General features: G+C 65.3%; 24 protein-coding genes, 2 tRNA genes and 1 pseudogene. 21 read left to right on the forward strand and 6 right to left on the reverse strand.

Annotated elements, in window-relative coordinates; all coding sequences use genetic code 11:
* Positions 1-293 precede the first annotated feature (293 nt).
* The 8 genes from LPZ50_RS06385 (at position 294) to LPZ50_RS06420 (ending at position 5810) form a co-directional block, all read left to right on the forward strand.
* Positions 294-1043, forward strand: coding sequence for an amino acid ABC transporter ATP-binding protein (locus LPZ50_RS06385; protein WP_329957646.1), 750 nt, complete (start codon positions 294-296; stop codon positions 1041-1043).
* Between the two features lie 109 nt (positions 1044-1152).
* Positions 1153-1944 carry an ABC transporter substrate-binding protein gene (locus LPZ50_RS06390; protein ID WP_230658977.1) on the forward strand — a complete coding sequence of 264 codons (792 nt, stop codon included), beginning with the start codon at positions 1153-1155 and terminating at the stop codon, positions 1942-1944.
* A gap of 15 nt (positions 1945-1959) precedes the next feature.
* Positions 1960-2652 (forward strand): amino acid ABC transporter permease, encoded by a 693-nt coding sequence (locus tag LPZ50_RS06395; protein WP_230658979.1) that lies wholly within the window; start codon positions 1960-1962, stop codon positions 2650-2652.
* A gap of 2 nt (positions 2653-2654) precedes the next feature.
* Positions 2655-3344 carry an amino acid ABC transporter permease gene (locus LPZ50_RS06400; RefSeq protein WP_329957647.1) on the forward strand — a complete coding sequence of 230 codons (690 nt, stop codon included), beginning with the start codon at positions 2655-2657 and terminating at the stop codon, positions 3342-3344.
* A 23-nt stretch (positions 3345-3367) separates the two neighbouring features.
* Positions 3368-4657: an NAD(P)/FAD-dependent oxidoreductase gene (locus LPZ50_RS06405; RefSeq protein WP_230658983.1), complete on the forward strand. Its 1290-nt coding sequence runs from the start codon at positions 3368-3370 to the stop codon at positions 4655-4657.
* Between the two features lie 9 nt (positions 4658-4666).
* Positions 4667-5251 carry a helix-turn-helix domain-containing protein gene (locus LPZ50_RS06410; protein WP_230658985.1) on the forward strand — a complete coding sequence of 195 codons (585 nt, stop codon included), beginning with the start codon at positions 4667-4669 and terminating at the stop codon, positions 5249-5251.
* Positions 5252-5306: 55 nt separating this feature from the next.
* Positions 5307-5383 (forward strand) — tRNA-Arg (locus tag LPZ50_RS06415).
* 130 nt (positions 5384-5513) lie between these two features.
* Complete coding sequence (locus tag LPZ50_RS06420) at positions 5514-5810, forward strand: hypothetical protein (RefSeq protein ID WP_230658987.1); 297 nt, start codon at positions 5514-5516, stop codon at positions 5808-5810.
* A 34-nt stretch (positions 5811-5844) separates the two neighbouring features.
* On the opposite strand, the gene LPZ50_RS06425 is transcribed toward LPZ50_RS06420, so the two are convergent.
* A complete protein-coding gene (locus tag LPZ50_RS06425) occupies positions 5845-7299 on the reverse strand; it encodes a phospholipase D-like domain-containing protein (protein ID WP_230658989.1) in 1455 nt (484 codons plus the stop codon).
* 148 nt (positions 7300-7447) lie between these two features.
* Here LPZ50_RS06425 and LPZ50_RS06430 point away from each other — a divergent pair.
* Positions 7448-7523, forward strand: a tRNA-His gene (locus LPZ50_RS06430).
* Positions 7524-7619: 96 nt separating this feature from the next.
* On the opposite strand, the gene ppk2 is transcribed toward LPZ50_RS06430, so the two are convergent.
* The 4 genes from ppk2 to LPZ50_RS06450 form a co-directional block, all read right to left on the reverse strand.
* The gene (gene ppk2, locus LPZ50_RS06435; protein ID WP_230658991.1) at positions 7620-8633 is read right to left on the reverse strand and encodes a polyphosphate kinase 2; all 1014 of its coding nucleotides are present in this window, start codon (positions 8631-8633) and stop codon (positions 7620-7622) included.
* Between the two features lie 162 nt (positions 8634-8795).
* Positions 8796-8942: a type B 50S ribosomal protein L36 gene (ykgO, locus tag LPZ50_RS06440; RefSeq protein WP_230658993.1), complete on the reverse strand. Its 147-nt coding sequence runs from the start codon at positions 8940-8942 to the stop codon at positions 8796-8798.
* Positions 8943-9011: 69 nt separating this feature from the next.
* Complete coding sequence (gene zigA, locus LPZ50_RS06445; RefSeq protein ID WP_230658995.1) at positions 9012-10226, reverse strand: zinc metallochaperone GTPase ZigA; 1215 nt, start codon at positions 10224-10226, stop codon at positions 9012-9014.
* 123 nt (positions 10227-10349) lie between these two features.
* Complete coding sequence (locus tag LPZ50_RS06450; RefSeq protein WP_230658997.1) at positions 10350-11141, reverse strand: IclR family transcriptional regulator; 792 nt, start codon at positions 11139-11141, stop codon at positions 10350-10352.
* Positions 11142-11301: 160 nt separating this feature from the next.
* Between LPZ50_RS06450 and LPZ50_RS06455 the strand changes: the two genes are divergently transcribed.
* From LPZ50_RS06455 to LPZ50_RS06510, 12 genes are all read left to right on the forward strand, one after another.
* Entirely contained in the window at positions 11302-12552 is a 1251-nt protein-coding gene (locus tag LPZ50_RS06455; protein WP_230658999.1) for a CaiB/BaiF CoA transferase family protein, read from the forward strand.
* Entirely contained in the window at positions 12549-13769 is a 1221-nt protein-coding gene (locus LPZ50_RS06460; RefSeq protein WP_230659001.1) for a CaiB/BaiF CoA transferase family protein, read from the forward strand. The genes LPZ50_RS06455 and LPZ50_RS06460 overlap by 4 nt, the downstream gene beginning before the upstream one ends.
* Positions 13766-15154 carry an MmgE/PrpD family protein gene (locus LPZ50_RS06465; RefSeq protein WP_230659003.1) on the forward strand — a complete coding sequence of 463 codons (1389 nt, stop codon included), beginning with the start codon at positions 13766-13768 and terminating at the stop codon, positions 15152-15154. Before LPZ50_RS06460 ends, LPZ50_RS06465 begins: the two co-directional genes overlap by 4 nt.
* A 2-nt stretch (positions 15155-15156) precedes the next feature.
* Positions 15157-15933: an enoyl-CoA hydratase/isomerase family protein gene (locus LPZ50_RS06470; RefSeq protein WP_230659005.1), complete on the forward strand. Its 777-nt coding sequence runs from the start codon at positions 15157-15159 to the stop codon at positions 15931-15933.
* Positions 15934-15962: 29 nt separating this feature from the next.
* Positions 15963-17108, forward strand: coding sequence for a thiolase C-terminal domain-containing protein (locus LPZ50_RS06475; protein ID WP_230659007.1), 1146 nt, complete (start codon positions 15963-15965; stop codon positions 17106-17108).
* A 23-nt stretch (positions 17109-17131) separates the two neighbouring features.
* Entirely contained in the window at positions 17132-17569 is a 438-nt protein-coding gene (locus LPZ50_RS06480) for a Zn-ribbon domain-containing OB-fold protein (RefSeq protein WP_230659009.1), read from the forward strand.
* A 35-nt stretch (positions 17570-17604) separates the two neighbouring features.
* Complete coding sequence (locus LPZ50_RS06485) at positions 17605-18789, forward strand: acyl-CoA dehydrogenase family protein (RefSeq protein WP_230659011.1); 1185 nt, start codon at positions 17605-17607, stop codon at positions 18787-18789.
* Between the two features lie 111 nt (positions 18790-18900).
* On the forward strand, positions 18901-19905 hold the full coding sequence (locus LPZ50_RS06490; RefSeq protein ID WP_230659013.1) for a Bug family tripartite tricarboxylate transporter substrate binding protein: 1005 nt from the start codon (positions 18901-18903) through the stop codon (positions 19903-19905).
* Positions 19906-19912: 7 nt separating this feature from the next.
* On the forward strand, positions 19913-21067 hold the full coding sequence (locus LPZ50_RS06495; protein WP_230659015.1) for a PrpF domain-containing protein: 1155 nt from the start codon (positions 19913-19915) through the stop codon (positions 21065-21067).
* Positions 21064-22314, forward strand: a complete 1251-nt coding sequence (locus LPZ50_RS06500; RefSeq protein WP_230659017.1) for an iron-containing alcohol dehydrogenase — start codon at positions 21064-21066, stop codon at positions 22312-22314. Before LPZ50_RS06495 ends, LPZ50_RS06500 begins: the two co-directional genes overlap by 4 nt.
* Positions 22315-22325: 11 nt before the next feature.
* On the forward strand, positions 22326-23324 hold the full coding sequence (locus LPZ50_RS06505; RefSeq protein WP_230659019.1) for a tripartite tricarboxylate transporter substrate binding protein: 999 nt from the start codon (positions 22326-22328) through the stop codon (positions 23322-23324).
* Between the two features lie 189 nt (positions 23325-23513).
* The gene (locus LPZ50_RS06510; protein ID WP_230659021.1) at positions 23514-24158 is read left to right on the forward strand and encodes an N-acetyltransferase; all 645 of its coding nucleotides are present in this window, start codon (positions 23514-23516) and stop codon (positions 24156-24158) included.
* An 89-nt stretch (positions 24159-24247) separates the two neighbouring features.
* Here LPZ50_RS06510 and LPZ50_RS25380 read toward each other — a convergent pair.
* Positions 24248-24385, reverse strand: a pseudogene (locus LPZ50_RS25380) (SRPBCC family protein); the annotation flags it as partial.

Below are 24385 nucleotides of genomic sequence, written 5' to 3' on the forward strand. Positions count from 1 at the left end.
CGGGTGATGGCGGCATGCGCCTGGGCCACGCTGTGTTCGGCCACTTGCGCCAGGCGCGCGCCGTCGATGGGGCTGTGCGCCGCCAGCGTGCCGCCTTGCAGCGTGGCGTCGTTCAGGCTCAGGGCGTGCAGAATGTCTTGAGGCGTATTCATCGAAACTCTCCTTGAGGCGGCAGCGGCTGAAGGGGCGCGGAGTGGCGGGCGTTAGGGAAATGCCTAGGTGGAATTTCCGCAGGAAAATTTACTATACGAAACTCTGAGCCGAATGCGAAATCTTTTTGAGATTGCTGCGCCATGCCGGATCCACTGGTCGTTGTCGAGGCGGTACACAAGACCTTCCACCGCGAAGGCCAGCCATTGCATGCCGCGCTGACCGACATCCATTGCCGCATCGGCCGCGGCGAAGTCCTGGTTATCGTGGGGCCGTCGGGGTCGGGGAAAAGCACTTTGCTGCGCACCCTGAACGGGCTGGAATCCATCGATGCCGGCGATATCCGCATCGACGGCGTATCCATTGCCGACCCCGCCACCGATCTGAACCGCTGGCGCACCGATGTGGGAATGGTATTCCAGCATTTCAACCTGTTCCAGCATCGCACCGCGCTGGATAACGTGGCGCTGCCCCAGCGCGTGGTGCGCGGGCGGGCGCGCGCCGACGCCGATCGCTACGCGCGCGAACTGCTCGACCGCGTGGGCATGGGCGAGTTCGGGGCGCGGTACCCCAGCCAGTTGTCGGGTGGGCAGCAGCAGCGCGTGGCGATTGCGCGCGCGCTGGCCATGGATCCCAAACTGATGTTGTTCGACGAAGCCACCTCGGCGCTCGATCCTGAAACCGTGGGCGGCATCCTGGACCTGATGCGCGCGCTGGCGCGTGACGGCATGACCATGGCCGTGGTCACGCACGAAATGGGTTTTGCCCGCGACGTGGCCGACCGCGCGCTATTCATGGACGGCGGCCGCATCGTCGAAGAGGGTAGCCCCGACGCGCTGTTCCGCCATCCGCGCGAAGCGCGCACCCAGGCCTTCCTGGAGAAAATCCTGTAGCACCCGCGCCCTCTGCGGCACGGCCTTGCAGTCGTTGTGGCAGTACCGGCAGTACCGTCCGGCGTCGTCCGGCCCGGGCGGCTTCACATCGTTAAAAAGGGTACTCAACATGCAGAAGATAAAACAATGGCTGGGCGTCGCCGCGGTGGCGCTGACGGCCGCCTGCGCCGCTTCGGTTGCCCGCGCCGACGCGCTGGCCGACGTGCTCAAGCGCGGCGAACTGCGCGTGGCCGTGCAGACCTCGGGCCCCCTGATGAGCTTCATGGACAAGTCCGGCAAGCGTACCGGCCTGGCCGTGGAGATCGTGCGCCGCATGGCCGACGACCTGGGCGTGAAGCTGGTGCTGCAAGACTACGAATGGAAGGGCCTGATTCCCGCGCTGCTGTCCGGCAAGGCCGACATGATCGCCGCCGACATGACTCCCACCCCGCAGCGCGCCGCGCAGATCTTGTTCTCGATGCCCATGTTCTATGCCGAAACCGTGGCGGTCGTGCCCAAGGATTCCCCCTACAAGAGTTTCACCGAGCTCAACAAGGACGACGTCACCATTGGCGCGCTGGGCGCCAGCACCTATGCGGAAGCCACGCGCAAGCTGCTGCCCCAGGCAAACCTGAAAGAGTTCTCGGGCGGCAGCGCGCCGGTGGGCCAGGCCCTGTCCAGCGGCCGGCTCGACGCCGGCATCATGTCGATGAGCACGGCCAATCAGTTTTTGGTGGATTTCGGCAACCTGCGTGTCCTGGACGGTGTCATGGTGCGCGAACCGTTGGCTTTCGCGGTGGCCCCCGATTCCTATCGCATGAAGTTCTGGCTGGACAACTGGCGCGAGCTGCGCACGGCCGACGGTTCGCTGCCCGAAATGGTCAAGTACTGGTATTCCACCGATTGGAAGAAAGAGCATTGATGGCGGCCTGAGCCCATGAACTGGCTGATCGATTACTACAACTGGCGCATCGTCGGCCAGTACACCGGCCAGTTCCTGGACGGACTGGCCAACACGCTGATCGCCGCCGGGTTCAGCCTGGTGTTCTCGGTGCTGCTGGGCGTGCTGGTGGCGCTGGCGCGCATGTCGAGTCGCGGGCCGATCTGGCGGCCGGCGGCGGGCTACATCCAGTTCATACGCGCCACGCCCTTGCTGGTGCAGATCTACCTGGTGTACTACGCGCTGCCGTCACTCATTCCCGCCGCCAAGGCCTGGAGCGAACTGATACTGGGCATCGTGGCGCTGACGCTGCACCATACCGCCTACATGAGCGAGATCGTGCGGGTGGGCATACAGTCTGTGCCGCGCGGCCAGATCGAAGGCGGCAAGGCGGTGGGCATGGGCTTCCGCCAGCGCCTGCGCTACATCGTCCTGCCGCAGGCCTTCGCCAACACCCTGCCGCCATTGCTGGGCCAGACTGCCGTGCTGATCAAGGACACCTCGCTGCTGTCGCTGATCGCGGTGTTCGAACTGGTGGCCGCCGGGGTATTGATGAACAGCGAGCGCATCGTGCCCAATGAAAGTTTCCTGACTATCGCCGCCGGGTATTTGCTGATCTACGCCTGCATGCTGGGGCTGTCGCGGCTGGTCAGCCTGTGGCTGGCCGGGCCGGCCTGGAACGCGAGATGACCATGCTGCAAGAATATTTTTCTACCGCAGTGACCGTCATGCCGTTCCTGCTGCAAGGGTTCCTGGAAACCCTGAAGGTTTCGTTCTTCGCCATCATTGCCGGGTCGGTCCTGGGCTTTGTCATTGGCGTGGCGCGCAGCTACCGCATCCGCGGGGTGCACCAGGTGCTGGGGCTGTACATCCACCTGCTGCGCGGCACGCCTTTCCTGGTGCAGCTGTATTTGTTCTATTTCGTGCTGCCCAGCAGCGGGGTGTCGTGGCTGACCTGGGATTCGGTTACCGCCGCGTTCGTGTCGCTGTCGGTGTATACGTCCAGCTATGTGGCCGAGATCGTCATGGGCGCCATACTGGCGGTGCCGCGCGGCCAGACCGAAGGCGCCATGACGCTGGGGCTGCGGCCCATGCAGATCTTGCGGCTGGTGGTGTTGCCGCAGGCCATGCGCCTGATCGTGCAGCCCATGAGCGGCGTATATGTCATGCTGATCAAGAGCACCGCCATCCTGTCGGTGGTGGGCATTACCGAGCTGACGCGCCAGGGCGAGGTGTTCATGATTACCTATCCCAGCAAGTCCTTGTTTATCTATGCCCTGATCGCGCTGATCTACTTCCTGTATTGCTACCCCTTGCTACGCCTGGCCAACTGGGTGGAAAAGCGCGTCGCCGGATCCCTGGCAGCGACCTCCCTGGCCTAGGTCCTGACTCTTCGTCCGCCACCATGGCATCCGACTACATCGACACGTTCTACAAGCGCACCCTGGGTGACGCGCATACCCGCTACGGCGCGCTGGCTGGCGCGGCCAGCACGGACATCTGCATCGTGGGGGCAGGCCTGGCCGGGCTGACCGCGGCGCTGGAACTGGCCCGCCGCGGCCGCCAGGTGATGGTACTGGAAGCGCGTCGCGTGGCATGGGGCGCATCGGGGCGCAACGGCGGGTCGGTATCGCCAGCATTCTCGGCCGGCGCCGATCTGATCCGCCGCCGGACGGGGCAGGCGGGCTATGACGCCCTGTATCGCCTTTCCATCGAAGGCGTGGACATCATCCGCGACAATATCCGCGACCTGGCCATGGCCGACGCCCGCAGGGTAGACGGCCGCTTGCGCGTGCTGCGCCATGACGATGCCGGCGCCATGCGCCAGTATTGCGACGAACAGCGCCGCTTCGGCCGCGAACTGCGGCTGCTGCCGCGCGACGAAGTGCGCGAATTGCTGCTGTCGGATGCCTATTTCCAAGGGGTGTACGACCCGGCCTCGTTCCACTTCCACCCGCTGAACTACGCGCGCGCGCTGGCGCGCGAGTGCATCCGGCTGGGCGTGCAGATCCATGAAGACTCTCCGGTGCAGTCCGCCGATCTTGCCGGCGCCGTCAAGCGCCTGGCCACCCCTGGCGGTTCGGTCGATGCACAAACGGTGCTGCTTGCCACCGGGGGATACACCGATGGGCTGGTGCCGGCATTGCGGCGCGCCATGCTGCCCATTGCCACCTACATCATGCTGACAGAGCCGCTGGGCAACCGGGTGCGCGAGGCCATACGCACCGATGCGGCCATCGGCGACACCCGCCGCGCCGGCAATTACTACCGCGTGGTCGAGGGCGGGCGCATCAGCTGGGGCAGCCATATCACCACGCGTATCGACGATCCGCCCGACCTGGCGGAATCGCTGCGCGCCGAGCTGCTCACGGTATATCCGCAGCTGGCCGGCGTGCGGGTCGAGGTGGCGTGGTCCGGGCGCATGGCCTATGCGCGCCACCTGATGCCGCAGATCGGCCGGTTGGCGCCGGGGGTATGGTATTGCACCGCCTTCGGCGGCCACGGCATGAATACCACCGCCATAGGCGGGCGGGTCGTGGCCGAAGGGATATGCGGCGACACCGACAGGTACCGCCTGTTCGCGCCGTTCGGGCTGGACTGGAACGGCGGGCCATTCGGCACCGCCGCCGTGCAGCTGACGTATTGGTCGTACCAGGCGCGCGACCGGCTGCGCGAGTGCCGCTCGCGCAGATAGGAAATCCACATGGCCACCACCAGGCAGAGCGCGCTGGCGCAGCGGCTGCGCGACTTGCGCAAGGCGCGCGACTGGACGTTGAAACAGGCCGCCCAGGCCACCGGCGTGGCGGCCTCGACCCTGTCCAAGATCGAGAACGGCCTGCTGTCGCCCACCTATGACAACCTGCTCAAGATAGCGGCCGGCCTGGAACTGGACATTGCCGAACTGTTCATGCCGCCGCAGGACCACATGGGCACCGGGCGGCGGTCGCTCAGCCAGCGCGGCGAAGGGCGCTCGTACGAGACCCCGTATTACGACCACCGCCTGCTGTGCAATGCGTTGTCGCACAAGCGCATGATGCCGTTCTACACCCGGGTCAAGGCGAGATCGTTCGAGGAATTCCAGGACTGGAGCCGGCACCAGGGCGAAGAGTTCGTCTACGTGCTCAGCGGCCAGATCGAGCTGCATACCGAATTCTACGAACCCGCGCGCCTGTCGGCCGGCGAAAGTTTCTATATAGACAGCCGCATGGGCCACCGGGTAATCAGCCTGGGGCCGGAAGACGCCCTGGTACTGTGGGTAGCCACGGCGGCCGCGCTGGACGAGCCATAATCGCCATCCGGCCACGGTACAATTGCCGCGCGCTATCATAGGCACAGCCCGCGACCCGCCCTTAGCTCAGTTGGATAGAGCACTCGCCTTCTAAGCGAGCGGTCACACGTTCGAATCGTGTAGGGCGGGCCATACCGCCCGCGGCTGCCCGGCGCATTGCCCTATTCAAAAGGTGACGTTCATGAAAATTCGGAATGCTTTATTCGTTGGCGGTGCACTCCTGGCTTTTTCCGTCTCGGCGCAGGCGGCCAGCATGGCCTTCATGAACCATTCGATCCTGTCCAGCATTCCCAAGCAAGACCTGCCCGGTTTCCGCACAGCCGTGGCGGACGTGCTGAACAACCAGCCCGACGGCGCCAGCACCACCTGGACGGGTTCGCAGCCGCGCCGCGGCGGCCCGATCAAGGCCGACCTGACGGTCAAGCGCAGCGTGGACACCCAGAAAGCCAGCAAGTGCCGCCTGCTCGACGCCAGGATCAGCCAGGACGCCGAGTCCGAAAACTGGGCCTTCTGGTTCTGCCAGCAGCCTTCGGGCGAGTGGAAGGCCAGCCACAACTGAGCATCTGGCGGGCCGGGCGGCCGGCGCCTGCCCGCTACAGATACGGCGACGCCAGCCAGATGATCTTGTTGCGCAGCCGCTTGGCGAAGGGCTGGCCGTACAGGTCGTGCAGCGTCACCTGCGCGGCGCCGGCAATCTGGTTGTCGATGCGGGCTTCGATCCAGGCCGCCGTGTCCACGTCGTAGATTTCGGTGTCCAGCTCGAAATTCAGGCGCAGGCTGCGCGGGTCCAGGTTCGACGACCCCACGTACGACCATGCCCCGTCTATGGTCAGCAGCTTGGAATGGTCGAATGGCCCGGACGCCCGCCATACCCGGCAACCGGTGCGCACGATCTGGTCCAGTTGCGCCGTCATGGCATAGTTCACCAGGCGCAGGTTGTTGCGCCCCGGAATGACGATGTCCACGATAATGCCGCGCCGGGCCGCGGTGGCCAGGGCGCCGATCAAGGGCTGGTCGGGCAGGAAGTACGGCGACTGGATGCGTACGTGCCTTTGCGCCACCGCCAACGCGCCCAGCAGCATGTTGCGGGTACTGACCACCGCGCGGTCCGGGCCCGACGGCACGCAGCGCATGGGCACCGTGCCCGGGGTGGGCGTGGGCGGGGGGAACCACGCGGCGCCGTCCAGCGTTTCATGCGTGGTGAAATTCCAGTCGTGTGCAAATACCGACATCAGCTGGGCCACAATCGGGCCTTCCAGGCGGAAGTGCACGTCGCGGTTAGTCTGGTCGCCCGCCAGGGCGCGCACAAAGGCGGCCCGCACATTCATGCCGCCCGTGAACCCGATGCGGCCGTCCACCACCAGGATCTTGCGGTGGCTGCGCAGGTTGGCATAAGGCATGCGCAGCACGCCCAGCGGGTTCGTCATGAAGCGCGCCGTGCGTACCCCTTTGCGATGCAGCAGGCGCACGATGGGCGGCCGCGAATAGCGGCTGCCGATGGCGTCGATCAGCACGCGTACCTGCACACCGCGCTGGTGGGCTTCGATCAGGGCCTGCGCCATTTCGCGGCCGATGGCGTCGCTGTCGAAAATATAGCTTTGCAGGGCCACGCACTGGCGGGCCTCGCGTATGGCCTGCATCATGGCCGGGTAGGCTTCGTCGCCGCCAGCCAGCGGCTGGGCAATGTTGCCGCCCAGCACGGGAAACCTGCTGATCTTGTCGCCCAGTGTTTTCAGCGAAGCGAACTGGGCGCTGGAATAGGGCACCACGTCGTCCAGCGGCGCCTGCGCGTGGCCGGCATAGGCCAGCATGGCTTCATCGCGCTGTTGCGATACCCGCGTATGGCGCACCCGGTTGATGCCCGCCACAAAGTAGAACAGCGCCCCGAATAGCGGCGAGAACAGCGCCACGCCCACCCAGCCGATGGCGGCGCGCACATCTTGCTTGGTCATGGCCGCGTGCACCGCGGCTCCGGTGCCGGCCACCACGCTGACCCCGAACACCAGGTGCGGCCAGTATTCCTGTAAAAGATCGTCTAGACGGTCCATGAGTCGCCCGAAAGATGCCACGCCGGCTTTCTGCAGCGCAACCGGCGGATGCAGCAGGATAGCAAGGGTAGGCCTGGCCGGGAATGGGCTGGGGGGCAGGCAGGGCAAAAAAACTATGCTAGAATTCGGCCTCTTTGCAGCGGCAATGGTGGCTGTAGCTCAGTTGGTAGAGTCCCGGATTGTGATTCCGGTTGTCGTGGGTTCGAGTCCCATCAGCCACCCCACAGAATTTCATTGAAATCAGGCACTTAGGCAGGCAGCCCAAGTGCCTTTTTTGTATTCCGCGGCATGCGGCCCGAATGGTTGTTCCGGGCTTCGGATCAGGCGGCAGCTTGCGCGCTGCTTGCTGCCACGACCGCCTTGTTCGGCTCGGACTCCAATTTTTCGTCTTCTTCCAGCACCCGCGAGGCCCGGCCCACCAGTAGCGGGTCGGGGGCGTGGGCGACGCGCCGGTCCTTGTCGGGGTAGTCCAGCGAATGCAGGAAATGGCGGATGCAATTGAGCCGCGCGCGTTTCTTGTCGTCGGACTTGATGACAGTCCAGGGAGCATCGGCCGTATCGGTATGGAAGAACATGGCCTGCTTGGCGCCGGTGTAGTCGTCCCACATGTCGAGCGACTTGATATCGATGGGCGAAAGCTTCCAGTGCTTGAGGGGATCGTCGCGGCGCGAAATGAAGCGGCGCAGTTGTTCCTCGCGGCTGACCGAGAACCAGTACTTGAACAACAGGATGCCGCTGTTGGCGAGCATGCGTTCCAGCTCTGGCGCCTGGCGCATGAATTCCAGGTATTGCAGCGGCGAACAGAAACCCATGACCCGTTCGACGCCGGCGCGGTTGTACCAGGACCGGTCGAAGAAGACCATTTCGCCGGCGGTGGGCAGGTGCTGGATGTAGCGCTGGAAATACCATTGGCCCTGTTCCAGGGCGGAAGGTTTTTCCAGGGCCACGATGCGCGCGCCGCGCGGATTAAGGTGTTCCATGAAGCGCTTGATGGTGCCGCCCTTGCCGGCCGCGTCGCGGCCCTCGAACAGCACCACCACCCGCTGGCCGCTTTCCTTGACCCAGCTTTGCACCTTCAGCAGCTCGATCTGCAGATCGAGCTTGGTTTTTTCGTATTCGGTGCGCCGCATGCGCGCCTGGTAAGGATAGTTGGCGGGCAGCCTGGCGGTGGTGCTGTCCTCGCTGGTGCCATGCGGAGCGCTGGCAACCTGCAGGGCCGCGGGCTGCTGGCTGATGGCCTTGATTTCCTCGCGGGCCGCGTCGGCCTTGCGTGCCGGCGCGCGGCGTGCGCGAGTGGCGGGGCGGGAAGCGCTGTCGGCGGGGGCTGCACTCATGCTGGGCTCCTGGGGCGGGTTGAGTGGGAAATTTTTCACTCTAGTCCGCTGCCCCGGAAAGGCCGTTGACACCAGTCAAGCGCGTTCGGCTGCCCGATAGAAAACTGATGATCTGGATATTAATAGGTGCCCTAAAGCACTTGAAGGGGGATGGGCACCCTATCAGCCCTTCCGGTTCCTGGCGCCGCCCTGGCGGGCCTTGAAGCGCGGGTTCGACTTGCAGATGATGTAGATGCGGCCGCGGCGGCGTACGACCTGGCAGTCGCGGTGGCGTGTCTTGGCGTCTTTCAGCGAGGCCAGAACTTTCATGGACGGCTCCTTGCGGGTAGGGAATCAACAGGGTGGATCGAGGCCGGGACGCGCGGGCACGTGGCGCCCTCAAGGCCAGTTCGGAAAAGGGTTGCGCCACGCCTTCCAGGCATGCGGGCCTTGGGCCATTTCCTGGTCGGTGAGCAAACAGGCGTCGAACCGGGCCCGCAGGGCGGCCTCGTCCATGTCCATGCCGATCAGCACCAGTTCCTGGCGCGCATCGCCCACGCCTTCCAGCCAGTTTTTGCGGATCATCGCGATGTGCTCGGCGTCCTGGGGCCAGCGTTCGGGCGGCATGGCCGCCCACCAGTAGCCGGCCGCGCCGTGGCGCGCCACCGCGCCGGCCTGCGACCAGGAGCCGGCCATATCAGGATGGCTGGCCAGCCAGAAGTACCCTTTGGAACGCACCACGCCCGGCCATTCGTCCTCGACGAACGCAAGAAAGCGCTGGGGATGGAAAGGGCGGCGCGCCCGGTAGACAAAGCTGCGGATTCCGTATTCTTCGGTTTCCGGCCTATGCTGGCCGCGGAGTTCCCGCAGCCAGCCCGGCGCCTTGGACGCTTCGGCAAAATCGAACAGGCCCGTGTTCAGTACACGCTCGAGAGGCACCTTGCCGAATTCGGAAGTCTCGATGCGGGCCCGCGGGTTGAGTGTGCGCATGATGGCCGCCAGGCGCTCGCGGTCTACGGCCGTGACCAGGTCTATCTTGTTCAGCACAATGACATCGCAGAACTCGATCTGCTCGATCAGCAGGTCGACCACCGTGCGCTCATCTTCCTGGCCCAGCGATTCGCCGCGTTCCCGCAGGCTGTCCCGCGAGCCGTAGTCGCGCAGGAAGTTGTAGGCGTCAACCACCGTCACCATCGTATCCAGGCGCGCGACTTCGTCCAGGCCGCGGCCGTCTTCGCTTTCGAAGGTGAAGGTCTCGGCCACGGGCAGGGGCTCGGAAATGCCGGTGGACTCGATGACGAGCTGGTCGAACCGTCCTTCCCGGGCAAGCCGGTCGACTTCCAACAGAAGGTCTTCGCGCAGGGTGCAACAGATGCAGCCGTTGCTCATTTCCACCAGCTTTTCATCGGTGCGCGACAGCTCCGCGCCTCCTTCGCGGACCAGGGCGGCGTCGATGTTGACCTCCGACATGTCGTTCACAATGACCGCCACGTGCCGGCCCTCGCGGTTATTGAGGATGTGGTTGAGCAAGGTGGTCTTGCCGGCCCCCAGAAAGCCCGACAGGACTGTCACCGGCAGTTTGGCGGGGCTTGCGGGCGATAGGGTGGCTTTCATGGGGCTACACGGTTGGCTCTGGTCAAATATTCATTATGTTATAACATATCAAATTATAAAGGCAGGCCATCCCGCCGGACCGGAGCATGGTGTCAAGCCGCTATAGCGAACCATCACCGCTGCTCACCATTGATGTGCCAACTGCGCTTCGATGGATGCCACCGCTTCGGCGATATATCCGGCCACCACCGCCGCCCGCTGGTCATTCAGGCGGGTGGCAATGGTCGCGACACTGATCGCGGCGATCGCCGTGCCGTCGGGCTTGCGTATGGGCACCGCCACTGATCGCACATCCGGCACTTCCAGTACTTCTTTCACTGAATATCCCCGGTCGCGGGCGGCATCCAGGTCGCGCCGCAGGGCGGCCTCGGAATATCTGGGATAGCGCTCGCGCATGCGATCGGCATTGATACTGCAGATGCGGTCGACTTCGCCGCTGGGCAGGCCGCTGAGAATGGCCAGGCTGCCGCCACCGGCCGTCAGGGGACGCCGCTTGCCGACGTCCAGCACGAATGCCTTGATCGGGAAATTGCCTTCAGCCCGGTCGATGCACACGCCATCGAAGCCGGATCGCACGGTCAGGAACACCGTGTCGCCGGTCTGGTCGGCGATGACCAGCAGATGGGGATGGCAGATGTCGCGCAACCCCAGCTTGGGCGCCGCCGCCAGGCCCATTTCATACATGGCCAGGCCCAGGTGATAGCGCTTGGTGGCGCTGTCTTGCCGCACCATCTGTTCGGTGATCAGGCCTTGCAGGATGCGATGCACGGTGGGCTTCTCGATGGCGGTGGCGCGATGCAGATCCGTCAGGCGCAGGCCCTTGCGATTGTTGCTGGTGATCAGGCGCAACAGCGCGACGACGCGGCGTATCACTTGCGTACCGGTAGTGGTGGAGGAGTCGGTGTCGAGAGGCATGGCTGGACCTTGCTGGGCGAGTGTCAGGGTGCGTTGCACCTGGTTTTTTCAATATATGGATAAAAACGGGATGCCATCCCATAGCCATGATAGCGCTATGGCGCGTAGAGTTTTGGCTATTGGAGACCCGCTTTATATCCACTATATGGAACAAAATGATTTGAGCAAAACGCACGCCGCACCGGCCGCCCTGGACGGCGTGCGGGTGCTGGATGCCAGCGGCCTGGCGGGCCAGTACTGCGGAAAGTTGTTGGCGCAACTGGGCGCGGATGTGGTCCTGGTCGAGCCGCCGGGCGGCTCGCCGGTGCGGCGTGAAGGGCCGTACCTGAAGCAGCAGCCCCACATTGAACACAGCCTGCCGTTCGCCTATTTCAATGAAGGAAAGCGCGGCATTTGCCTGGACCTGGACCACGCGGACGGGCAAGCCCTGATGCGCCAGCTGGCGGCGCGCGCCGACATTGTTATCGAGTCCGCCGGCGCGGGCGTCATGGAAAAACGGGGGCTGGGCTACTCGGCCTTGGCCGGCGGCCATGCCGGGCTGGTCGTAACCAGTATCAGCCCGTTTGGACAAACCGGCCCCTATGCCCAGTACAAGGCGGACGAACTGGTGGCCATGGCCTTGGGCGGTTTGTTGTACCTGGGGGGGTACCCCGATTCGGAGCCCGTCATGGCGTACGGCAACCAGGCATACCTGGCCGCCGCGCAGTTCGCCGCGGTGGGCACATTGATCGCGCTGTGGGAAGCCGAGCGCGCCGATGGCGGGCAGGGCCAGCATGTCGATGTGTCCATCCAGGAATGCGTGACGATGGCGCTGGAAAATGCCGCGCAGTTCGTCGACCTGGAAGGAGTGGTGCGCAAGCGCACCGCGGGCCAGCAGCGGCAGGCCGGCACGGGTGTGTTCCCGTGCAAAGACGGCATGGTGTACCTGATGGCTGGCGGTATTGCCGCGAACCGCTTCTGGGCGGCCACGGCGCAATGGCTGATCGATGTGGAAGCACCCCAGGCGCACGAATTGCTCGAACCGCGCTGGAACGATACGGCCTATCTTGCCTCGGACGAAGCCAAGGCGCGTTTCGAGCGGGTTTTCCTTCCCTATGCCATGCAGCACACCAAGGCCGACCTTTACCAGGACGGCCAACGGCGGCGCATTCCCATTTGCCCGGTCAGCACTTGCGCCGATCTGCTGGAAAACCGGCAACTGGCGTACCGGCAATTTTTCGGGACAATGCAGCACCCCTATTCAGGCCTGGAACTGATCCGGCCGGGGGCCCCGTTTCGCCTGTCGGCCACGCCCTGGCGGGCGGGCCGGCCGGCACCCCGCCTGGGGGAACACACGGCGCAGGTATTGGGCGAACTGGGCCTGGATGGCCAAACGCAACAGGTGCTGCTGCGGGCGGGGGTGACGGGATGAGCCAGCTTCCATTGCGCGGTTTGCGGGTGATTGATTTCACCTGGATCGGGGCGGGTTCATTTACCACCAAGTTGCTGGCCGATTTCGGCGCCGATGTCATCAAGATCGAAAGCGGGCAACGGCTGGATTCCCTGCGCGAAGCCAAGCCGTTCAAGGATGGCAGGCCGGGAGTGAATCGCAGCGGCTATTTCGCAGACCGCAATTCCAGCAAGCGCAGCATCACGTTGAACCTGAAGCTGGCCGATGCCCGGGAAGTGGCGTGGCGGCTGATCGACGGCTGCGACGTGGTGGCCAATAATTTCACGCCGGGCACGATGGAGCGGCTGGGCCTGGGCTATCAGGCGGTGCGCGAACGTAACCCCGGAGCGGTGTACCTGGCCATGTCGATGCAGGGCGACAGCGGGCCGCAGGCCAATTTCCTGGGGTACGGGCTCACCATGGGAGCGCTGACGGGTTTGCAGTATTTGTCGGGCAAACCGGGACGCGAACCGGCGGGCACGGGCACAAACTTTCCGGACCATGTGCCCAACCCCACCCATGGCGCCCTGGCGGTATTGGCGGCGCTGCGGCACCGGCGCCGCACTGGCCAGGGGCAGTACATAGACCTGGCCCAGATCGAACCCACCATCGCGCTGCTGGGCCCGGCGGTGCTCGACTACACCGCCAACGGCCATGTGGCCGGACCGGACGGCAACCGCCAGATCAGCGCGGCGCCTCGCGGGGCTTATCCCTGCCGGGGGCAGGACCGCTGGATCGCCATCTCGGCCTGCGAACCGGGACAGTGGCGGGCGCTGCAAGACGTGCTGGGCGAGGGCGCCGGCTTGGGCCGGCCCCAGTATCAGGACACGCTGGCGCGCTGGCGCAATCGGGATGCGCTGGACTCGGCCATTGCGGCCGCCACGGCGAACTGGGATGCCGATACGCTGACGCACTCCCTGCAACAGGCGGGCGTGCCGGCGGGGCGCGTCGCCACCGCGGCCGACGTCCTGAACCAGGACCCGCAGTTGCTCCATCGGGAACATTTCCGATGGCGCGAACACGCGGAAATGGGCCGCACTGTCTACAGCGCACCGCCATTCACCTTGTCGCGCACGCCAGGAGATGTGTTAAGCGCAGCCCCCCTCCTGGGCGAGCACACCGAACAGGTATGCCGCGAGGTATTGAACATGACGGACGCGCAGATAGACGCGCTGCGCACGCAGGGGGTATTCCAATGAAAGCAGCGGAACTGATCGGCCGGTTCGCCGCGGCGTTCCAGCCTGGCAGGGTGACCGCGCCGTTGCGGCACCTGGCGGCGCGGGCCCTGCTGGATACGTACGCGGTAGCCGTGGCCGGCCGCAACGAGCCTGCGGCCTTGCGGGCGCACAGGTATCTGCATGCGCAGGGAATGATATGCCCCACGGACGGCCGGCCCGGCGTTTCAGCCATGCCCGCGGCCAGCCTGTGGGGGCGGGCCGATCGGGCCAATGCCGAGGCCGCGGCGCTGTACAGCGGTATCGCCGCACACGTGCTGGACTATGACGATGTGACCTCGCCCTTGCGGGGCCATCCCAGCGTGGTGCTGTGGCCCGCGTTGATGGCGCTGGGGCAGGTTGCTGGCCTGCGCATGGATCGCCTGCTGTCGGGGTATGTGGCCGGGTTCGAGGTCATGTGCAAGATCGCCCGCGTCATGGCGGTGGAACATTATGCGCGCGGCTGGCATTCGACATCGGCGATCGGAGTCCTGGGGGCGGCCGCGGCGTGCGCCCATGCGTTGCGGCTCGATGCGGAGCAGGCGGCCAATGCGATCGGGCTTGCCGTGGCGCAGGCTGCGGGCACCCGCGCGAACTTCGGCTCGGACGCCAAGTCGTTCCAGGCCGGGCATGCCAATGCCGCGGCCTTGCGTTCGGTGCTCCTGGCCCAAGCGGGCTTTACCGCGTCATCGGAGGTGCTGGATCCCGTATTGGGGTATTCCGCCCTGTATGGCCAGGGCCAGGACCTGGACGGGGCAATGCGCGACCTGGGGCAGGGCGCGCTGGAACTGGAGCGTAGCGGCCTGGAGGTGAAGAAATACCCGCTGTGTTACGCCACGCATCGCACGTTGGACGGCTTGCTGGAATTGCGCGCCGAGGCGGGGCTGACCTTGCAGAACGTGAAACGCGTGCAAGTGCGGGCCAGCCCCGGAGCGCTGGCCCCCCTGATCCATCACCGCCCACGCACCGGCCTGCAGGCCAAGTTCAGCATGGAATATGCCGTGGCCGCCGCGCTGTGCGACGGGCAGGTCAGGCTGGCCAGCTTTTCGGACCAGGCCGTCATGCGGCCGGAGATCCAGGCGTTCCTGGCGGAAGTCGATAGCGCGGAAGCGCCGGGCGACTCGATTTTTCCGCGCTGGGCGGTTTTGTGCGTGGACGACAAAAGCGGCCGTCGCCACGAACGGCGCATCGAGGGCCTGCGGGGTTCTGCCGAGCTGCCGTTGTCCGACGCGGAACTGATCGCCAAGGCCCGTGATTGCTTTGCCTGGGCCGGCCATGCCGAGGATGCCGCCGCGTTTCTGGCGCGGGCCGGGCATCCGGACACGGCGGCGCGCGACCTGATTCAACACCAGAGCGACAAGCAGGAGTAGACATGGCATTACGTTTCGAGGTGGACGAAGGCATCGCCACCATTACCCTGTCACGCCCCGAGGCCTTGAATGCGATCGATCCGCCCACGCGGCTCGAGTTGCGCCAGGCCTGGGCGGACGTGCGGGCCCGCGACGATATCCGCGTGGTGATCCTGACCGGACAAGGCGGGAAATCATTCTGCACCGGATCCGACCTGAAGAAGACCATGCCGCCGAAAGAAAGCTTTGCCGAGCTGAGCTTCGGGCGCAGCGAGTCGGACCACATCCTGGCGGGCATGGATATCGCGCAGCCCATCATCTGCGCCATCAACGGCTACGCCATGGGAGGCGGGCTGGAACTGGCGCTGGCCTGCGACATACGCATTGCCTCGCGCACGGCGTCGTTTGCCTTGTCCGAAGTGCGCATCGGCAGCATTCCCGGTGGTGGCGGCACCCAGCGCCTGCCGCGCGCCGTGGGTCTTTCGTCGGCCATGTTGCTGCTGCTGACAGGCGACCGTATCGATGCCGATGAGGCGTTGCGCATCGGCCTCGTCAGCAAGCTGGCCGATCCCGAAGACCTGATGGACCAGGCGCGCGCCATTGCCCGCCGCATTGCCGATAACGCGCCGCTGGCGGTGCGCGCAGTGAAGAGGCTGGTGCGGGACGGCCTGGATATGCCGCTGGAAGGCGCTATCCAGATGGAGCGCTGCACCTTCGGCCTGTTGCGCGATACCGAAGACCGCATTGAAGGCCGGATGGCCTTCCAGGAAAAGCGCGCGCCGGTATACCGCGGCCGTTGAAACACACGCGAATTGAACAAGGAGCAGTGATGTCATCGCTAAGCAACAAGATCGCCATCGTCGGCGTGGGCGCGACGGAACAGGGGAAATTGCCGGGTTCCACACCGGTGACGCTGGCCACCGAAGCATTCAAGCGCGCCATCGAAGACGCGGGCCTGCGCAAGGAGCAGATCGATGGCTTGTTGACCATGCCGGGCACGACTTCACCGGAAGGCGCCCTGAACTATCTGCGCATGGGCGAGACGCTGGGCATCGACCCGCGCTACACCGGCAGCATGACCATGGGCGGCGGCACCGCCGGAGCCCTGGTGCAGAACGCCGCGCTGGCCGTCGAGGCGGGCCTGGCCGACTATGTGGCCTGCATTTTCGCCGACACCGCGCGTACCGGAAATTACCGCTTCAACCGTTCGTCGGGATGGGGCGACGCCTGGGGCATCTGGGGCATGTTCGGCGCGGCCGCCAACAGCGCGGTGGCGGCCAGCCGGCACATGGCCCTGTATGGCACCACCAGCCGGCAGCTGGGTGAAGTGGCGGTGGCGTGCCGCAAGCATGCGTCGATGAATCCGAATGCCGTCATGCGAGATCCCATCACTCTGGAAGACCACCAGAGTTCGCGCTGGATTGTCGAGCCCTTCCATTTACTGGACTGCTGCCTGATCAGCGACGGCGGCGTCTGCGTCATTGTCACCTCGGCTGAACGCGCCAAGGACTTGCGCCAGCCCGTGGTGCGTATCGCCGGCATGGGCCAAGGCTACACCACGCAGAACATGGAGCGCGAAGACTGGTGGTACGTGCCGCACCAGAAGGAAGCCCTGGCCCGCGCCTATGCCATGTCGGGGCTGGGGCCGAAAGACATCGACGTCGCGCAGCTGTACGACAACTTCAGCATGAGCGTGCTGCTGTGGCTGGAGCACGCGGGCTTCTGCGGCGTGGGCGAGGGCGGTCCATTCGTGGAGGGCGGACGCATCCAGCTGGGAGGCGAACTGCCCGTCAACACGGCCGGCGGGAATCTCTCGGAATCGTACATGGAGGGCTGGCTGCACATCGTGGAGGGTGTGCGCCAGATGCGGGGTGCCTGCGGGCCCCGCCAGGTGCAGGACGCGAAAACGTGCCTGGTCACCGGGCGAGGCATGACCCTGAACTGCTCGAACGCCATGATTCTGCAAGCCGCCTGACGGCAACCGATACGGAGATAGAGATGAGCAAGACCGAAGAAGGCCAGGAGGCCAAGCCGTACGCCAAACCACTGCCGGCTATCGAGGCATGGAACCGGCCGTTCTGGCAAGCGGCCAGGGAAGGCAAGCTGAAACTGCAGCAGTGCAGCGACTGCGGGCACATCCGTTCGCCGATCAATCACGTATGTCCCAAGTGCTTGTCCGGGGAACATGAATGGGTGCAGCTGTCCGGGCGCGGCACGGTGCTGTCGTCCATTGTGTTTCACCAGGTATACCACCCCGCGTTCGCCGACGATGTGCCCTACAACGTGTCACTGATCCAGCTGGAGGAAGGGCCGCGTTTGTTCAGCAATGTGGTGGGCGTGGAGCCCGGCCAGGTAAAGGTGGGCGAGCCCGTGCAGGCCGTGTTCGACGCGGTGACCGACGACGTGTCCATCCCGCGCTTTCGCCGAACGGCTTGAAGGCATGGCATCAGATAGATCATTCAAGGAACACCATGGATTTCGAGTTGCCAGATACCGTCCGCATGATCCAGGACACGGTACGAACCTTTACGCGCCGCGAGCTGATTCCGCATGAGTCTTTGATTATTCGCCGCGAAGCCGAGCGCGGGCTCGACGATACGCCCCTGATACCGCCGGAGTTGGAACAGCAACTGCAGGAGAAGGCGCGCCACGTCGGTTTGTGGGGAATCGATGTGCCCGAAGAGTTCGGCGGGCAGGAGTTCGGCATGCTGGCCAAGTGCGTGGTCATCGAACAACTGCGGCATTCGATCGTGCCGTTCGTGCCGCCGCCGGACAGCCCCAACCTGTATCTGCTGAAGGCCTTGTGCAAGGGCGACCAGGTCGACAAATACCTGTTGCCATATGCCGACGGGCGCAAGAAAAGCTGCATTGCCCTGTCTGAAGAGGGGGCGGGCTCGGATGCCGCCAATATCAAGATGCGCGCCGAACGCAAGAACGGCCGCTGGGTGTTGAACGGCGCCAAGATGTGGATCAGCAATGCCCGCCGAGCCGACTTCATGATCGTGGTGGCGGTGACCGATCCGGCGCTGAAATCGCGCGGCGGCATGACGGCGTTCCTGGTGGACAAGGGTACGCCGGGTGTTTCCATCCCGACCTCTTATCCGATGATAGGCGAGTACCACCCGTACCAGGTTTTCTTCGACAACGTCGAGCTGGATGACAGCCAGGTGCTGGGCGAAGTGGGCAACGCCTTTGTGCCGATCACCAACCGGCTGGGGGTGCGCCGCCTGGATATTGCCTCGCGATGCGTCGGGTTGGCCAGTCGTTGCTTGCAAATGATGATCGAGCAGGCCAATGCCCGCCATACCTTCGGAGCCCCCTTGGCGGATCGGCAGGCTGTGCAGTGGTGGATAGCCGACAGCTACCAGGAGATCGAGATGGTGCGGCTGTTGACGCATCGCCTGGCCTGGAAGATTGACCAGGGGGCCACTGATTTCCGCCGCGACGGTTCGATGGTGAAGGTGCAGGCCACCGAGCTGATCCATCGCGTGGCCGACCGTGCGGTTCAGTTGTTCGGCGGCATGGGGCTTTCCAAAGAACTGCCGCTGGAATACATCACGCGCATGTGCCGCGTGCTGCGTATCGTGGAAGGGCCCAGCGAAGTGCACCGCTGGGTCATCGCCCGCGACCTGTTGAAGAACGGCCTGCCGATGTAGGCCGGCCGATTGTCGAAGGTTCCGGGCCGCGCACATGGGCCGGGCCCCAGGATTTTCCCCGGCGGGACGCCGCACCAGACGGCTGCCGCCCTATGTATCAAGGAGACAAGCGTGTTAATAGCGACAATATCCCGCGCGCGTGTGTTTGCGCGCCTGGCGGCCGCGACGGCCGCCGCCATGCTGTACGCCACGGCGCCTGCGGCAACGGCCGCCGATTTCCCGAGCCATGCGGTCTCCCTGATCGTGCCCTATGCTCCGGGCGCCACCACCGACCAGATCGCCCGGGCAGTGGCGGACCACATGAGCCGCGACCTGGGGCAGCCGGTAGTGGTAGAGAACCGCACGGGCGCCAACGGCATCATCGCCGCTACGCACACTGCGCAGGCGCGGCCGGACGGCTACACCCTCATGCTGTCCAGCGACTCCACGGCGGTATTGAACCCCTTGTTGTACAAAAAGCTGGCGTACGACCCGGACCGTGACCTGACCCCCGTGGGCCTGCTGACCGATTTGCCGTTGCTGATGACGGTCAATCCGAAGCTGCCCGTCAAGACGCTGCAGGAATTCATCGCCTATGCCAAGGCGCATCCGGGGGCTGTGAACTTTTCTTCCACCGGCAACGGCGGCACTTTCCACCTGGCGGGCGAGCTGTTTTCGCAGGCGGCGGGCATTGAACTCACGCACGTACCCTACAAGGGCGGCGCGCCGGCGCTGAACGCGCTGATCGCCAACGAGGTGCAGGCGCTGTTCGGCGTGGTGGGCTCGGCGCTGCCGCATGTCAAGGCTGGCCGCGTGCGGGCCCTGGCCGTGGCTTCGCCGCAGCGCCTGGACCTTTTACCCGATGTGCCCACCTTCGCCGAGTCGGGCTTCGAGAAGTACATCGTGCTGGTGCGATACGGTTTGATGGCGCCCGCGGGTACGCCTGCCGATCGCATCGCCAGGCTGGTGGATTCGGTGAACAAGGCGCTTGCCGATCCCAAGCTGCGCAAGACGTTTGGCGATCTGGGCTTCATCTTGCCCGAGCAGACCAGCCCGGAGCACTACGCGTCGTTGATCAAGTCCGACCGTGTGCTGTGGGCGGACCTGGTCAAGCGCCAGAATATTTCCCTGGATTGATGGGGCCATGTCCACGATCCCGGAAAGCCTGGAGTTCGTGCTGATGCGCGGCGGCACCAGCAAAGGAGTGTTCCTGCGGCAGGGTGACGTGCCCCGGGACAGGGCCGCCTTGCAGGCCCTGCTGCTGGACATTTTTGGAAGCCCGGATCGCCGGCAGATCGACGGGTTGGGCGGCGCCGACAAGCTGACCAGCAAGGCCGCCATCATCGGTCCGCCCACGCGCCCCGATACCGACGTTACCTACCTGTTCGGCCAAGTGGGCATCCTGGCCGCGGAAGTCGATTTCAACCTGAACTGCGGCAACCTGACCGCGGCTGTCGGCGTCTATGCCATTCAGCAGGGCCTGGTGGCCGCCCGGGAAGGCACGACCACGGTACGCGTCCACAATGTCAATACCGACCGGGTCGTGCACGTGCTGGTGCCGGTGCGCGACGGCACGGTTCGGACCGAGGGCCCGTTCAGCATCGGCGGCGTGCCGGGTACGGGCGCGGCCATCGGCCTGGATTTTTCCCGTGCCGTCGGGGCCATCACGGGACGGCTGCTTCCCCTGGAATCGGCCCGCAGCCGTATCGCCGTGCCGCAGGCGGGCGAGTTCGAGGTTTCGGTTGTCGATGGCGCGAACCTGGTGGTCTACGCGCAGGCGCGCGATTTCGGCCTGACCGGCATCGAGGACCCGGCGGCCATCGACGGCGACACGGCCCTGCGCGGGCGCATGGACGCGGTGCGCCGGCACGTGGCCCATTCGGTGGGCCTGGAGGATTACTTCGATGCCCGTTCGGCACCATCCACGCCGATGCTGGTACTGCTGCGGCAGCCGCACGACTACCGCAGTTGCACGGATTCTGCGGTCGTTCCTGCCGCCGCCCAGGACCTGGTCTGCCGCCAATATGCCTCGGGTTCGGTCAGCAAGACGCTTGCCGCCACCGTGACGGCCACGACAGGCATGGCGTGCGGTATCGCCGGATCGTTGCCGGCCCGCCTGTTGGCCAGACGGCATGAAGGCGGCATGCTGGCATTCGGACACCCGTCCGGATTGATTCATGTGGATGCCCGGGTGGCTTCCGGCGCCGATGGCTGGAGCGTCGAGCGGGCCATCATCCAGCGCACGGCACGCCGCCTGGCCGAAGGCCGGGTTTATCTGCATGCAGAGGCCAGGCCATGAATATGGCGTGGGCGGGCGATTACTTTTGCAGCGGCACGCACGCCGTGCGCGTACATGGCGGACCGGCCGCGCTGGACCGGCTGGGATCCGAACTGCGCCGCGCCGGGGTGGCTCGCGCCATGGTGCTGTGCGGCCGTTCAGTGGCTGCTCATGGCAACTGGCTGCGGACGCTGAATGCGCAGGCCGACGGATGCATCGTGGGGGTGTGCGGCGCCATATCCAAGGATGCGCCGCTGGAAGATGTGCAGCGGGCGGTCGAGCAGGCGCGCGAACTGGGGGCCGATTGCCTGGTAGCGATAGGCTCTGGAAGCGTGCTGAAGGCGGCGCGGGTGGTAGCGATCCTGTTGGCGGAAACAGCGCCCTTGATGCAACTGATCACCCACTATCCCGATCAAGGGCCGGCCATAAGCCCGAAACTGACTGCGCCCAAGATTCCCATTTTCAATATCCTGACCGCGCCCACGTCGGCGCAGAACCGGGCCGGCAGTGCCATCAAGGGGCCTGGCGGGCAGGGACGCTATGAGTTCTTCGACCCCCGCACCCGGCCGCGCGCCATCTTCTGGGATCCTGCCGCCCTGGCGACCGCGCCCCTGTCGTTGATCCGCTCCACGGGCTACGCGGTTTTCTGGCGGGCGCTCATGAACATGGGCGGAGCGGGCGGTGCCAACCCGCTGGTAGAAGGGGCCCGTATCCAGGCGTGGCGGCTGGCTCGCCGGGCATACCCGCAGGCGTTGGACAGCGCGGAGCAGGCGGCGATGCTGCGCGGCCGGATGGAACTGTGCGCGGCCGCATTGCTGCAGAACCGTGATGAAGACGATGGCGGGCGTCCCATGGACCAGCATTGGATAGCGCGAGCCGTATATGCGCTGGCGGCGGGCGTATTCCACGCCATTCCATCCATTGGCCAGGGCGAGGCGCATGCGGCGTTGACGGCGGCGGCCGTCCTCCATGCACCGGCTTCGGAAGATGCAGTGATCGGGCGCCTGTGGATGGCGCTGGTGGAACAGGAGCCCGATGGTGTACCGGCGTGCGAACCGGGGCGGGAACAGGTCGCGCAGGAAATCGAGGAAGCACATGGCCAGATGGGCATGCCCGCCGACCTGTCGGCATTGGGCGTGCGGATGACCGACTTGCCGCGCACCCTGGACCTGTCTACACGCAACTTCAACGCCGACAGGGATCGCACGCTGGCCGGGCAACGCGCTTGCCTGGAAGCAGTGCTGATGCAGGCCATGACAACGAAATAAGGAGACTTTCTATGTTCACGCGTTCAGTATCGCTGCGTGTTGCGCTGGGGCTGGCGACAACACTTGTGCTGTTTACCGGCAGTGCGGCAAGGGCCGCGGCCGACGGGGCATCGGCGTATCCGCAACGGCCCATCACGCTGGTGACGCCTTACCCGCCCGGGGCCAGTACCGACGCACTGGCCCGCATAGTGGCCAAGACGGCTGGCGAGAAACTGGGACAGGCCATCGTCGTGGAAAGCAAAGCGGGCGCTGGCGGCACGATAGCCGCGCAGTACACGGCGCGCGCCAAGCCCGACGGTTATACCTTCATGCTGACCGCGGGCGGCATCATGACGATCAACCCGTCGGTCTACAAGCAGCTGCCGTACGATCCCCAGAAGGATTTCACTTCGCTGACGGTGGCTGTCCGGGTGCCGTTGGTGGTGGCGGTGAGGTCGGATTCGCCATTCAAGACCATGAACGACATTACGGCGCAGGCGCGCAAGACGCCAGGCAAGTTGACGTATGGATCCGCGGGTATCGGCACTTCCCAGCACCTGGCGGGTGAACTGTACAAGAACATGGCCGATGTGGAGATTCTGCACGTGCCGTACAAGGGCGGCGCCCCCGCCATGAACGATCTGCTGGGCGGGCAGATCGACATGATGTTCGTGCAGATTCCCTCGGCCGAAGCGCAGGTGCGCAATGGCGCGCTGCGGCTACTGTCTATCGGCAGCCCGCAACGCAGCAAGGCGCTGCCCAACGTGCCGACGCTGGCCGAAAGCGGCCTGCCCGGCTACGACTCCAACACCTGGTACGGGTTCAACATGCCTGCGCACGTGCCGCCGGCCATAGCTGCCAAGCTGCATGACGCCATCATCCAGGCCCTGGACGAGAACGAAGACAAACTGGAAGCCCTGGGCTTTGTGAAGGAAGCCAGCACCCAGGCGGAAATGGACCAGACCGTGCGCGACGAAACCCGCAAATGGGCGCCGGTGATCCGGGCGGCGGGGTTCTTCGGCACCCAGTAGCCACTGGCTACGCGGGCTACAATCCCCGCGCAACAGACCCGTGCGGCCCCTCGCCAGAGGGGCCGCGGGCATTTCCAAGCCTAGCGACACATTCATCGCCATGCACCTGAACCCTTTTCCCGCGGCTGCCCGGCTCAACCCGGCGGCCATTTTCGACGACCCCTGACCAACTTGTCATAGGAGATAGCCGTGCCTACGCTGGCGCTGGGCGCTGTTCCCGGGTGGCTGACCCGCATCATGGAATTGCGCATCGACGTTGACTCCGGTTCCTGGAAACTGGATAACGAACTGGAATCCCTCTACACCCGCATCACCCGTCCCGGTGACCGCCTGCACGATATGCCGGAGGTCAAGACCGACATTCCTGGCATGGTGCTTCACTATCGCGAAGCGGACGGAGAGTTTTATGTGTATGTGGTGGATACGGTACAGCGCAGGTTGGCCGGGTATACGGTGTTCAATCGCCTGGTCGAAGTCGGGCGGCGGGCGGATTCCTTCCTGCGGGCGCCGCACTCCAAGTACGATCCGCAATATCAGCGCCGCGGCCTGGCCAATGCCGTCTATCGCTGGGCCCTGGACGCCGGCCAGTGCCTGATGACCGGCGCGCGCCAATCGGCGGCGGCCCGGGGGCTGTGGCAATCGTTGGCGGCGCATTATCCATCCGGTTACGTCGACGTCAGGCGCAAGGTGCTTACGTACCTGGGTCCGGCGGTGCCGGACGCGGTGCTGCACGATCTGCATACCCGAATGGTGCTGCTGGGCCGGGGCTGGACGTGGCCGGTGCTGGGGCAGGCAATGGGCCTGCGTGGCCCGGCCCCCTGCCTGCTGCCGTAGCCGGAAGGCCGGCCTCATACGCTGCTTGCGCGGTGCGGCCGGGCCGCGATCAGGTCCAGGGCCTGGTCCGGCAGGCTGCCGGAGGCCGGCTCCTCCATGACGCGCCGGTACCATTCGTGGAAGTGCTGCATGCCGTCTTCCATGGGCGACTGGTAGGGGCCGGCCTCGTTCACGCCGCGCAGCATCAGTGCCTTGCGGCCGGCGTCCATGCGTTCGGCGATTTCGTC

It is taken from the genome of Bordetella petrii, assembly GCF_020991325.1.
In the GTDB taxonomy this organism is placed as follows: domain Bacteria; phylum Pseudomonadota; class Gammaproteobacteria; order Burkholderiales; family Burkholderiaceae_B; genus Bordetella_A; species Bordetella_A petrii_E.